Source organism: Lentzea indica (assembly GCF_012184385.1).
Taxonomy (GTDB): domain Bacteria; phylum Actinomycetota; class Actinomycetes; order Mycobacteriales; family Pseudonocardiaceae; genus Lentzea; species Lentzea indica.
Genome location: NZ_VSRL01000287.1, coordinates 1 through 10663, shown reverse-complemented (window position 1 = coordinate 10663; position 10663 = coordinate 1). Strand labels below are relative to the sequence as shown.

Genomic DNA, 10663 nt, shown 5'->3' with positions numbered 1-10663 from the left:
CCGACGCGCTCGCCGTCGTCCCGCCCGGCCACCAGGGCGGCGAGGTGGAGCTCCTCGCTTGCGCTCAGGCGGGCCAGCAGCCGGTGTAGCCCTCGGCCAGGAACCTCGATCCCGCCTCCGACCCGACCACGGACCTCAGCTCACCCAGCTGCCGCCGCACGTCGAAGTCCGTCGCGCCGGGCAGGGCGTGCAGCATCGTGGTCATCCAGTACGAGAAGTGCTGCGCCTTCCAGACGCGGTCGAGGGCGCGCGGCCCGTACTCGTCCAGAGCGTCGCTGTCGTTCTTGAGCAGCGCGCGTTCGATGACCTCGGCGAGGACCCGGACGTCCGCGAGCGCCAGGTTGAGTCCCTTCGCGCCGGTCGGCGGCACGGTGTGGGCGGCGTCGCCGGCGAGCAGCAGGGTGCCGTGGCGCATGGGTTCCGCGACGAACGAACGGAAGCGCAGCACCGTCTTCTCGGTGATCGGCCCCTCGTTGAGCGTGAAGCCGTCCGGCCCTGCCACCCGTGCCTGCAGCTCCTCCCAGATCTGATCGGCCGACCACGCCGACGGATCCGTCTCCGGGTCGCACTGGAAGTACATGCGCTGATGGGTCTCGGTGCGCTGGCTGATCAACGCGAACCCGCGCGGCGAGTGCGAGTAGATCAGCTCGGGGGCGCTGCGCGGAGCCTCGGTGATGATGCCGAACCAGGCGAACGGGTACTCGCGAAAGCTGTGCGTGCGCACGGATTCCGGCACTTCGGCCCGGCAGATCGAACGGGAGCCGTCCGCGCCGACGAGCAGGTCGCAGCGCACCTCCTGCTGGACGCCGTCGCTGTCGGTGAAGCGGATCGCCGGGCCGGTGATGTCGACCGAGGTGTCGCGGACGCCGAATCGCACGTCGCCGCCGTCGCGCTCACGGGCGTTCGCCAGGTCCACGAACACGTCGGTCTGCGGGTAGAGCCAGACCGACTCGCCCACCAGCGCACGGAAGTCGATGCGATGGCTCTCACCGCCGAAGCGCAGGTCGATGCCCTCGTGCGGGTGGCCGTCACGCAGCACCCGGTCGGACACCCCGGTGTCGACGAGCAGCCGGGCGCTGTCGGCTTCCAGAATGCCGGCGCGGACCGTGTTCTCGATCTCCAGACGTGTTCTGTTGTCGACGACCACGCTGTCGATCCCGTTGAGGGACAACAGATGCGAGAGCATCAGCCCGGCGGGTCCCCCGCCTACGATGCCGACCTGGGTGCGCGTCATGACAACTCCTTGAGCGGAACATCGAGCAATGCCTGGAGATCGGCGAACGAGATGCCGTGGAGATCGCGCACGACCACACCGTCACCGGTGATCAGGAACGTCGCGAGATCGGTGTAGACGCGACTGACGCACCGGAGTCCGGTGAGCGGATACGTGCACTCGGGCAGCAACTTCGGCTTCCCGTCACGGGTAAGCAGGTTCATCATCACGAACACCTGCTTCGCGCCCACCGCGAGGTCCATCGCGCCGCCGACGGCCGGGATCGCGTCCGGCGATCCGCTGTGCCAGTTCGCGAGATCACCCCTGGCCGACACCTGGTAGGCGCCGAGAACGCACACGTCCAGGTGGCCGCCGCGCATCATCGCGAACGAGTCGGCGTGGTGGAAGTACGACGCGCCGGGCAGTTCCGTGACCGGGATCTTGCCCGCGTTGATCAGGTCGAGGTCGACGTCGTCGCCGTGCGCCTGCGGCCCCATCCCGAGCATTCCGTTCTCGGTGTGCAGCACGACGCCGCTGTCCGGCGCGAGGTGGTCCGCGACCTCGGTGGGCTGCCCGATGCCGAGGTTCACGAACGCCCCGGCCGGGATGTCGGACGCCACCAGCTTCGCCAGAGTCTGGCGGTCGATCATACCGCACGTCCGATGTGGACGATCCGGTTGACGTAGATGCACGGTGTCACAACGTGTTCCGGGTCGATGGCTCCGAACTCCTCGACCTGCACCACCGTCGTCGTGGCGGCGGCCGCCATGATCGGCCCGAAGTTGCGCCCGGTCTTGCGGTAGACGAGGTTGCCGTGCTCGTCGGCCCTGTGCGCCTTGACCAGCGCGAGATCGCCCTTGATCGGGTACTCCAGCACGTACCCCTTGCCGTCGATCACGCGGGTCTCCTTGCCTTCCGCCAGCGTCGTGCCGTACCCGGTGGGCGTGAAGAACGCCCCGATGCCCGCACCACCGGCCCGGATCCGTTCGGCGAGATTGCCCTGCGGCACCAGGTCGAGCTCGATCCGTCCCGCCCGGTACGCCTCGTCGAAGTGCCGCGAGTCGACCTGCCGCGGATACGAGCACACGATCTTCGCGACCCTGCTCTCGCGAATCAGCGCCGCGATCCCGTTCTCCCCGGCCCCGGCGTTGTTGCTCACCACGGTGAGCTCCTTCGCCCCGCTCTCGAGCAACGCCTCGATCAACTGCACCGGCTCCCCCGCCGGTCCGAACCCGCCGATCAGGACGGTCGCCCCGTCGGGCGTGTCCGCAACGGCTTCTTGCGCGTTCACGCGTCCTCCTTCAGGACCTGCCGCGCGACCGCGAACGCGTGGTTCGCCGCGGGCACACCGCAATAGATCGCGCTCTGCAAGATCACCTCACCGATCTCGTCCTCGCTCAAACCGTTGCGCCGCGCCGCCGCGACGTGCAGCTTCAGTTCCTCCCAATGCCCCAGCGCGATCAACGCCGTGAGCGTGATCGCGCTGCGCATCCGCCGGTCCAGCCCTGGCCGCGTCCAGATCTCGCCCCACGCGTACCGGGTGATGAACTCCTGGAAGTCCCGCGTGAAGTCGTCCGGGGTCACCCTGTCGACGTGCGCGTCCCCGAGCACCTCGCGCCGAACTTTCATGCCGTCGTCGTAGGACACCGCATCTCCTCGAGCACCTGAACCACCATCTCCGCCACCGCCGCCGGATCCTCGGCAGGCGGCAAATGCCCGCACCCGCCGAGCACCCGGTCCGCGATGCCGGGCGACACCACAACGTCGTGCTCCCCCACCAGCACCCGCACCGGCTTGACCGCCGCACCGGCCTCGAACTCGGCCAACGCCTCGCACGCCACCGCGTAGGACTCCTTGTCCGCATCGGCCAGCGCCCGCAGGAGAGCTCCCGCGATCCGCGGCGCCCGTTCGACAAATCCCGGCGCGAACCACCGCTGAGCCGATCCCTCCACCATCACCGGCGTCCCCGCCCGCCGCACCAGCGCGGCCCGCTCGTGCCACATCTCCGGCAGCCCGATCCGCGGCGCGGCACCGATGCAGACGACCGCCTCGAACGGACTTTCGTGCCGTGTGGCCAGCTCGAACCCGACGGCGCCGCCGAACGACACTCCGGCGTACGCGACGCGCCGCCCACCAGCCAGCGCCTCGACCCGTTCGGAGAGCTCGCCGGCGATGTCCCCCACGGTGAACGGCCGCGTCGCGGGGTGGCCGGCGCCGTGGCCGGGCAGGTCCCAGCCGATCACCTCGAACTGCCCGCCGAGCACCATCGCGCAGTCACGCCACAGCAGAGCCACCGACGTGCCCAGCGACGGCCCGACCACCAGCAGCCGGTCCGAGAGCTCGGATCCAGCAAGCCGCGTCAGGCTCAGCTCAACGGTCATCTCGCCACCTCTTCAGAACCTCGTCCACGAACGACTCCGCTGCCCCGAGGTACGAAGCCGGATCCGTCCCGCCGCCCCGCTCCGCCAGCAGCTCGCCCGCGACCCCGGCAGCCCGGCGCGCCATCACGTCCGCGTGCACCTCAAGCCCTTCGACCAGCTCAGCGGCCTGCGAAGCCGCCACGACCGCCAGTTCCAGCAACGACCGCAACGCCGGCCACTCCGCGTGCCAGGCGCCATCAGGCCGCTCATCGACAGCCCGCGCCGCACACAGGTGCAGCTGCGCCCCCAGCTGCGGAGTCTGCAGAGCGGCACTGTTCACCAGCACCGACAACACCGGGTTCCGCTTGTGCGGCATGGTCGACGACCCACCCCGCCCCGCCACGGCGCCCTCGGACACCTCACCGATCTCGGGCCGCCCCAACGTCAGCAGATCAGCGGCCATCACCCCGAGCGCGTCGCACACACGCACCAACGCATCTCCGACACGCGTGACCGGAGCGCGATACGTGTGCCAGGGCATCCCCGGCCACACCAGTCCCAGATGGCCCGCGAAAGCCGAAGCCGCCGCGACCGGATCCACGACCGAAGCCGCACGGGACAACGTGCCCGCCGCTCCCCCGCACTGCACCGGCAGGTTCCGCGACACGACCTCCAGCTCCTCCAAGGCGTCCAGCACGCCCACCAGCCACCGCGCGGCCTTGAGCCCGAACGTGATCGGCACGGCGTACTGCGTCAACGTCCGCCCCGCCATCACGCTGGACCTGTGCTCCTCAGCCAGCCCTGCCAGAGCATCGGCAACCCGCCCCAGGTCCGCGGAGACACGCTCCACCACGCCGCGTGCCAGCAGCATGAGAGCGGAGTCGAGCACGTCCTGACTGGTCAGTCCGGTGTGGACAGGATCGGAAACCCGTGCGCGCAGAGCCGAAACCAGCGGCAGCACCGGATTGCCCGCGGCCTCGACCTCGACCGGGTCCAACGACGGCACCCAGTCACCCAACGAGAGCGAGGTGCCGAGAACGCGCGCCCACGCGACCTCCACCTGCAGCATCGCCCGCACCAGCGCCTCGTCGTCGACCAGGCCTGCGGCGCGATGCGAACCGGGCAGCACGATCAGTTCCGCGGAAACCGGAAGAAGACCGTCTCGGACGGCCCCTGCAGGTGGATGTCGAACCGAAGACGGCCGTCGTCCTCGCGCGACGCCACCAGCCCGTCCACCGCACCAGCGGCCCCAGGCAGGTAGATCCGCGTGAACAACCGGTCGAGCAGCCCGCGTGCGAACACCGTGACCGCGAAGAACGGCAACCCTGGCTCAACGGTGCTGAACCAGTAGTGCCCGGCGCGATCGGTGCAGCACCGACCCCACCCCGTGAACCCGGCACCCTTGCGCCGCAACGACCCGCTAACCGAAGGCACCACGCCGGAAGCGTCGGCCTGCCGGATCTCGATCATCGCGTCCGGCACCGGATCGCCGGCGCCGTCGTAGACGTTCCCGTGCAGCACAACGGATCCGGCAGAGCCGAAGGGCACCAGCTCGGAGTCGCCGGGAAAGGCCAGCGCGTGGTGGAAGAACGGGCCGACCGTCTGTCCAGGGGTTTCAGTCATCGGACGGCTCCATGTGGGTCGCGTGGCTACCGGTCAACACGATGTCCCAGCGGTACCCGAGCAGCCACTCGTGCTCGGACCGCGAGTGGTCGTACGACGCGATCAGCCGGGACAGGGCCGCCGGGTCGGTGATCGACTGCGCGATCGGGTCCAGCGCCAGCAGCTGGTCGCCGGGGAAGTACATCTGGGTGATCAGGCGCTGGGTGAAGTCGGTGCCGAACAACGAGAAGTGGATGTGCGCGGGCCGCCAGGCGTTGTGGTGGTTGCGCCACGGATAGGGGCCCGGCTTGATCGAGGTGAACGAGTACCAGCCGTCGTCGTCGGTCAGGCAGCGGCCGACGCCGGTGAAATGAGGGTCCAGCGGCGCCGGGTGCTGGTCGCCCTGGTGGGAGTAGCGACCGGCGGCGTTGGCCTGCCAGATCTCGACGAGCTGGCGCCGCACCGGGCGGCCGTCGCCGTCGAGCACGCGGCCGTGCACGCGGATGCGTTCGCCGATCGGCTCGCCTCCGCGCTGGACGGTCAGGTCGGCCTCGACGGGATCGACGTCGGAGTGGCCGAAGACCGGGGCGAGCAGCTCGGCGCCCTCGGGGTCGACGAGCAGGAGCTCCTTGGTCGGGTGGCGCAGCAGGGTGCTGCGGTACGGCGGGAAGTCCAGCAGCGGCGCACCCGTCGGTGAGTCGGCCTGGATCTTCGCGATCTCGTCGCTGATCTCGTGCTGGCTGGTCGTCACAGGACCAAACGCTAGGGACGTGCCCTCGGCGGCGTCGACTGAAGGTTTCCGGTGAACGGAAAGCGCTCCAGCTTGACGCAGTCGAGACGACCGCTCATATTGGAAGGATGCCCAGGGCCAGTGTGCGAGAGCAGATCGTCGACGCCGCGTTCGAGCAGTTCCACCGGCACGGCTACAACGCGTGCGGCGTCAAGCTGATCACCGACAGCGCCGGCGTCCCCAAGGGCTCGTTCTACAACCACTTCGAGAGCAAGGAAGCGCTCGCTCTCGTCGTGATGGACCGCTACGGCGAGACTCGGCACCTCGACAAGCTCGCCGACGCGTCGAAGCCGCCGTTGGTCCGGCTACGCGGCCACTTCGAGGCGCTCGGGCAGGACATCGAGGACTTCGGCTACGAGCGCGGATGCGTGTACGGCAACTTCAGCACCGAAGCTGCCGACCACATCCCGGCCATCCGCGAAGGCGTCAGGGAGGCCCTCGACCTCTGGACGAACGCGATCACCGCGACGATCCGCGAGGCCCAGGAGGACGGGTCGCTGACCTCGGCCCAGGAGGCGGAGATCCTGGCCAGGTTCCTGGTCAACGCCTGGGAGGGTGCGATCGTCGGCGAACGAGCGGCCAAGGACGGGTCCTCCTTCGCCACGTTCTTCACCGTCGCGTTCGAGGTCGTCCTGCGCTGAGCCCGCGAAAATGACCGGTCGTCTCAAATGTCGGCCACACCCTTGACTCGGTCTAAGACGACCGGTCATATTGAACTCATGAGCGACATCAAGCCCCGTTTCCGCACCATCGACGGCCTGTCGATCCGCTACGCCGAGAGCGTCAGCGACAAGCCCCACGCCCTGCTGCTCAGCCCGTGGCCGGAGAGCCTCTTCGCCTACGACGCGACCTGGTCACGCCTCGCCGACCACGCGAGCCTGATCGCGGTCGACCTGCCCGGTTTCGGGCATTCCGAACTGCGCGAGGACCTGCTCTCCCCGAGCAGGATGGGCGAGTTCATCGTGCGCATCGCCGACGAGTTCGGCCTGACCAAGCCCCACGTGGTCGGCCCTGACATCGGCACGAGCGCGACCCTGTTCGCCGCGGCGGCGGCACCGGACCGGTTCCGCAGCGTCACCATCGGCAGCGGCGGCTCCGCGGTGCCGACGGACCTCGGCACCCCGCTGCACGAGTGGGTGCACGACGAGGATCTCGCGCCGTACCGGGCGTTGGGACCCAAGGACATCGTGAACGTCGCGATGAACGCCATCGAGGGCTACGAGCTGCCGGACGTGGTGCGGCAGGACTATCTCGCCGCGTACCAGGGTCATCGGTTCGTCGAACAGATGGCGTACGTGCGCGCGTACCCGGCGGAGCTGCCCGCTCTCGCCGAGCTCCTCCCCGGCATCACCACGCCCGTGCAGCTGATCAACGGCAAGCACGACTCGGTGGTGCCGCTGCCGAACGTCGAGTACCTGCACGAACGGCTGCCGAACAGCAGGCTCGACGTGGTCGAGGCCGGCCACTTCGTGTGGGAGGAGAACGCGGACGAGTACGCCAGGATCGTCACCGAGTGGTGGCAGGCGAACTGAGCTACCCCCTGGTGCAGGCGGTTCCGTTGAGCGTGAACGAGGCCGGCGCGGAGTTGGCTCCGTTCACCGAGCCGTTGAACCCGAGCGTGACCGAGCCGTTGGACACGATCAGCGCGTTGTAGGCGGCGTTGGTCACGCTCACATCCGCGCTCGACTGGGACACGGTGGCGTTCCACATCTGCGACACGGTCTGACCGTCGGCGAACCGCCAGCGCAACGTCCAGCCGTCGATCAGCGCGCCACTGACGTTGCGCACGGTCACGTCGGCTTGGAAGGCGCCGGGCCACTCGCTGTTGACCCGGTAGACGACGACACACGGTGGCGCGGGAGGAGGAGGCGGCGGCGGATTGGTCGACGTCGACACGGGCGGCGGAGCGGGCGACGTGGAACAGTCCTTCGCCCACAGGCCGAGTTTCGCCTGCGCCGCCTTGGTTTCCGCCGCGGTCAGCGGGCCGCCGTCGACGCCCGTGGTGCGCAGGATGCCGTTCGTCACGGCCAGCAGCGCGTAGTCGGTGCCGTCCTGGAGCATCAGCGAGATCTCGCCCGGCGTGATGCTGCTGACACGGACTTCCTTGTCCAGCAACGTCTTCGTGGCGAACTCGAGTGCCGCGGCCGCACCGCACGACGCCGGTTCGGCGAGCAGCGAGATGCGGGCGCGCGTGCCGTCCGCAAGCTCGACGGTGCGGCCGTCCACAACAGCACGCACCTTTGTGGACGGCGCGTTCCCCGCCGGCGAAGCAGATGTGGCTCGTGGTACGGGAAAGGGCGTGCCGCCGTGCTCGGCCGTGCAGGCGGCGGTGAGCAGGGTCATCAACAGCACCAACAAGTGCTTCCGTGCTGCCATTGGGCAAATTTATCGCCGGTGGAAGCATGCGCAATCGGCTGTTCGGCGTTGATCAACTCTGGCGTTCAGAGTCTGTCATCGGTGAAGAACCGATGTTTGGCCCGACGTTCGTGCCGTCGTTGATCCAAAAGGACGCGCGGCCCGGCCATCTGTGCGAGCGTGAAGAGGCCACAGTCGCCGTTGCGCGGATGGTTCCCCGCCGTTCACCGGCTCGTGGTGATCAACCGAAATGATCACGGGGTTCCCTGCCCCCTGCCGATGGAGGTCTCACGTGCAAGCCCTGCAACCGCACTGGACACGTCGCATGCTCGCCGCCCTCGCCGTCGTCGCGTCCGTGCTCGGCGTGACCACGGCCGTCGCACCCGCCGCCGACGCGGCGGTCTACAGCTCCTGCACGCAGTCGCGCTGTTCCGCGGCACGCTCCGCCAACTCGACGTGGTCGTCGAAGAGCTACCCGAGCTCGCGCGGCTGGTACAGCTGGCCGAACGGGCAGTGCAACTTCGCGGGCGGCACCTTCCAGAACCGCGAGGGCCAGCTCCCCGCCGGCCACCGCTACCAGGAGTTCGACGTCTACCCGCGCACCTGCAACGCTTCCCGGGACGCGTACCGGATCGTCGTCGACCGCACCAACGGCTCGGTCTACTTCTCGCCCGACCACTACAAGAACTTCTACCGCCTCTGATGCCTCACCGGGCGCTGCGGTCGATCCACGACCGCAGCGCCCGCCAGGTGTGCGCCCAGCCTCACTTCCCCAGCGCGCCGAGGACGCGTTTGAGCGAGCTGTCCGGGGTTTCGACGGCCGAGTCGAGCACCAGGTGCTCGTCGTCCCACGCCTCCCAGAGGCCGCGCATCCGCTGCACGTGCGTCCACGGAACCGTTGCGTGCCAACCAGGAATGCCCCGGTCGCGACCCTCGACCCGCTCGCGATGCAGGGTTTCGTCCGAGCAGACGCACTCGACGCCGACGAACACGCCGCCGAGCCGTTCGGTGAGCTCACGAAAGCGTTCGCGTACCTCACGGGTGTGCCCGGCCGCGTCGACGACGACGTCGATCCCGAGTTGAACGTGCCGGGCGGTCGTGGCGAAGAGGTTCAGGTCCACCAACGCCCACGCGGTCTCGTCGCCCAGGTCGAACGGCGTCATCGTGCCCAGCACCCAGTCCATCGAGACGATCGGCCTGCGCAGAGTCCTGGCCAGCGACTCCGCGAGCGTGCTCTTGCCGGTGCCGGGAACGCCGGCGACCAGCACGACCCTGGGACTCTCCGCGGTCGGTTCCAGGTCCAGATATCTGCGGTAGGCACGCTCGGTCATTCCCCTACCTAAACATCGATGGGGGCGCCCATGATCGCTGTTCGCTCTCGGGGCAATCCGTGCTGACACGACCCTCACGGGCGGTTTCGTAGCCTCGGTACGTCAACCGCCGCTGAGAAGGAGCACGTGTGCCGAGGTTTGCCCTGGTCCTGGCGTTGCTGACGGCGCTGGCCGCGTGCACTTCGGCCCCGTCCGCACCCGCTCCCGCACCCACGTCCAGCAGCACGCAGCCACCGCAGCAGCAGGTCTACGTGTCCATCGGCGACTCCTACGCGACGGGCTTCGGACCGGGTGGCACCGCCGAGAGCTTCGCCCAGATCGTCGCCAAGCAGTCCGGTCTCAAGCTGATCAACCTCGCCTGCAACGGCGCCACCTCCGCCGACCTCGCCACCAAGCCGGCGTGCGGGTCCGACGCGGGCGGCAAGACCCAGCTCGACGCGGCCGTCGAGGCCTTGCGCGGGGCGAAGGCCGGCCTGGTCACCGTGGTGATCGGCGGCAACGACCTGGCACCGTGCGCGTTGTCGCAGGAACCGCTGCAGTGCGCGACCAGGACCGTCGCCGACATCAAGACCAACGTCGCGGGCACGCTCACCAGGCTGCGGGAGGCCGCACCGGACGTGAAGATCGTCGGGCTGACCTATCCGGACGTGTTCCTCGGCGCGTGGGTGAACCCGTCGTTTCCCAACGGCAAGAACCTCGCCACGCTGTCCGTCTCGATGTTCCAGAACTTCAACTCGGAGATCACCGCCGAGTACGGCAGGTTCGGCGCGAAGTTCGCCGACGTCACCCGGGCGACCGGCGGCTACGGGGCGCTGACCGAGCTGACCCAGGACCCGAAGTACGGCCGGATCCCGGCCTCGGTCGCGAAGGTGTGCACGCTCACCTACTTCTGCGACCGCACCGACGTGCACCCGACGCCCGCCGGTCACCAGGCGATCGCCGACGCCGTCACCGCCGCTGGTCGCTGAACTCCGCACGCACTGTCGTCCCTTCGCCGGGCGGTGACCGCACG

General features: G+C 69.0%; 15 protein-coding genes. 5 read left to right on the top strand and 10 right to left on the bottom strand.

Going from position 1 to position 10663, the window contains the following annotated elements:
- Positions 1 to 64: 64 nt before the first annotated feature.
- From FXN61_RS42080 to pcaH, 8 genes are read right to left on the bottom strand one after another with little or no spacing between them, the layout of a single operon-like run.
- Complete coding sequence (locus FXN61_RS42080; RefSeq protein WP_167979436.1) at positions 65 to 1234, bottom strand: 4-hydroxybenzoate 3-monooxygenase; 1170 nt, start codon at positions 1232 to 1234, stop codon at positions 65 to 67.
- On the bottom strand, positions 1231 to 1863 hold the full coding sequence (locus FXN61_RS42075) for a 3-oxoacid CoA-transferase subunit B (protein ID WP_167979435.1): 633 nt from the start codon (positions 1861 to 1863) through the stop codon (positions 1231 to 1233). Before FXN61_RS42075 ends, FXN61_RS42080 begins: the two co-directional genes overlap by 4 nt.
- Positions 1860 to 2504 carry a 3-oxoacid CoA-transferase subunit A gene (locus FXN61_RS42070; protein WP_312878419.1) on the bottom strand — a complete coding sequence of 215 codons (645 nt, stop codon included), beginning with the start codon at positions 2502 to 2504 and terminating at the stop codon, positions 1860 to 1862. The genes FXN61_RS42075 and FXN61_RS42070 overlap by 4 nt, the downstream gene beginning before the upstream one ends.
- Positions 2501 to 2842, bottom strand: coding sequence for a 4-carboxymuconolactone decarboxylase (gene pcaC / locus FXN61_RS42065; protein WP_167979438.1), 342 nt, complete (start codon positions 2840 to 2842; stop codon positions 2501 to 2503). Before pcaC ends, FXN61_RS42070 begins: the two co-directional genes overlap by 4 nt.
- Positions 2839 to 3594, bottom strand: coding sequence for an alpha/beta fold hydrolase (locus FXN61_RS42060; RefSeq protein WP_167979433.1), 756 nt, complete (start codon positions 3592 to 3594; stop codon positions 2839 to 2841). Before FXN61_RS42060 ends, pcaC begins: the two co-directional genes overlap by 4 nt.
- Positions 3584 to 4702: a lyase family protein gene (locus FXN61_RS42055; RefSeq protein ID WP_312878418.1), complete on the bottom strand. Its 1119-nt coding sequence runs from the start codon at positions 4700 to 4702 to the stop codon at positions 3584 to 3586. The genes FXN61_RS42060 and FXN61_RS42055 overlap by 11 nt, the downstream gene beginning before the upstream one ends.
- Before the next feature lie 2 nt (positions 4703 to 4704).
- On the bottom strand, positions 4705 to 5196 hold the full coding sequence (gene pcaG, locus FXN61_RS42050; protein ID WP_167979432.1) for a protocatechuate 3,4-dioxygenase subunit alpha: 492 nt from the start codon (positions 5194 to 5196) through the stop codon (positions 4705 to 4707).
- Complete coding sequence (gene pcaH / locus FXN61_RS42045) at positions 5189 to 5926, bottom strand: protocatechuate 3,4-dioxygenase subunit beta (RefSeq protein ID WP_167979431.1); 738 nt, start codon at positions 5924 to 5926, stop codon at positions 5189 to 5191. Before pcaH ends, pcaG begins: the two co-directional genes overlap by 8 nt.
- Positions 5927 to 6033: 107 nt before the next feature.
- Here pcaH and FXN61_RS42040 point away from each other — a divergent pair, with 107 nt between their 5' ends.
- Positions 6034 to 6606: a TetR/AcrR family transcriptional regulator gene (locus FXN61_RS42040; protein ID WP_167979430.1), complete on the top strand. Its 573-nt coding sequence runs from the start codon at positions 6034 to 6036 to the stop codon at positions 6604 to 6606.
- A 78-nt stretch (positions 6607 to 6684) separates the two neighbouring features.
- The gene (locus FXN61_RS42035; RefSeq protein ID WP_167979429.1) at positions 6685 to 7497 is read left to right on the top strand and encodes an alpha/beta fold hydrolase; all 813 of its coding nucleotides are present in this window, start codon (positions 6685 to 6687) and stop codon (positions 7495 to 7497) included.
- A 1-nt stretch (position 7498) separates the two neighbouring features.
- Here FXN61_RS42035 and FXN61_RS42030 read toward each other — a convergent pair whose 3' ends face one another.
- Positions 7499 to 8341, bottom strand: coding sequence for a cellulose binding domain-containing protein (locus tag FXN61_RS42030; RefSeq protein WP_167979428.1), 843 nt, complete (start codon positions 8339 to 8341; stop codon positions 7499 to 7501).
- 26 nt (positions 8342 to 8367) lie between these two features.
- On the opposite strand from FXN61_RS42030, the gene FXN61_RS42025 reads away from it, so the two are divergent.
- Together FXN61_RS42025 and FXN61_RS42020 are read left to right on the top strand one after the other, a co-directional pair.
- On the top strand, positions 8368 to 8574 hold the full coding sequence (locus FXN61_RS42025; RefSeq protein WP_167979427.1) for a hypothetical protein: 207 nt from the start codon (positions 8368 to 8370) through the stop codon (positions 8572 to 8574).
- Between the two features lie 38 nt (positions 8575 to 8612).
- On the top strand, positions 8613 to 9023 hold the full coding sequence (locus tag FXN61_RS42020; protein WP_312878417.1) for a ribonuclease domain-containing protein: 411 nt from the start codon (positions 8613 to 8615) through the stop codon (positions 9021 to 9023).
- Between the two features lie 61 nt (positions 9024 to 9084).
- On the opposite strand, the gene FXN61_RS42015 is transcribed toward FXN61_RS42020, so the two are convergent.
- On the bottom strand, positions 9085 to 9651 hold the full coding sequence (locus FXN61_RS42015; RefSeq protein WP_167979426.1) for a P-loop nucleotide/nucleoside kinase family protein: 567 nt from the start codon (positions 9649 to 9651) through the stop codon (positions 9085 to 9087).
- A gap of 128 nt (positions 9652 to 9779) precedes the next feature.
- Between FXN61_RS42015 and FXN61_RS42010 the strand changes: the two genes are divergently transcribed.
- Positions 9780 to 10619, top strand: a complete 840-nt coding sequence (locus FXN61_RS42010) for an SGNH/GDSL hydrolase family protein (RefSeq protein WP_167979425.1) — start codon at positions 9780 to 9782, stop codon at positions 10617 to 10619.
- Positions 10620 to 10663: the final 44 nt, after the last annotated feature.

Coding starts and splice junctions, on each gene's coding strand:
- FXN61_RS42080 (WP_167979436.1), bottom strand. CDS start 1,234: ATGACGCGCACCCAGGTCGGCATCGTAGGCGGGGGACCCGCCGGGCTG.
- FXN61_RS42075 (WP_167979435.1), bottom strand. CDS start 1,863: ATGATCGACCGCCAGACTCTGGCGAAGCTGGTGGCGTCCGACATCCCG.
- pcaC (WP_167979438.1), bottom strand. CDS start 2,842: ATGAAAGTTCGGCGCGAGGTGCTCGGGGACGCGCACGTCGACAGGGTG.
- FXN61_RS42060 (WP_167979433.1), bottom strand. CDS start 3,594: ATGACCGTTGAGCTGAGCCTGACGCGGCTTGCTGGATCCGAGCTCTCG.
- pcaG (WP_167979432.1), bottom strand. CDS start 5,196: ATGACTGAAACCCCTGGACAGACGGTCGGCCCGTTCTTCCACCACGCG.
- FXN61_RS42040 (WP_167979430.1), top strand. CDS start 6,034: ATGCCCAGGGCCAGTGTGCGAGAGCAGATCGTCGACGCCGCGTTCGAG.
- FXN61_RS42035 (WP_167979429.1), top strand. CDS start 6,685: ATGAGCGACATCAAGCCCCGTTTCCGCACCATCGACGGCCTGTCGATC.
- FXN61_RS42030 (WP_167979428.1), bottom strand. CDS start 8,341: ATGGCAGCACGGAAGCACTTGTTGGTGCTGTTGATGACCCTGCTCACC.
- FXN61_RS42025 (WP_167979427.1), top strand. CDS start 8,368: ATGCGCAATCGGCTGTTCGGCGTTGATCAACTCTGGCGTTCAGAGTCT.
- FXN61_RS42015 (WP_167979426.1), bottom strand. CDS start 9,651: ATGACCGAGCGTGCCTACCGCAGATATCTGGACCTGGAACCGACCGCG.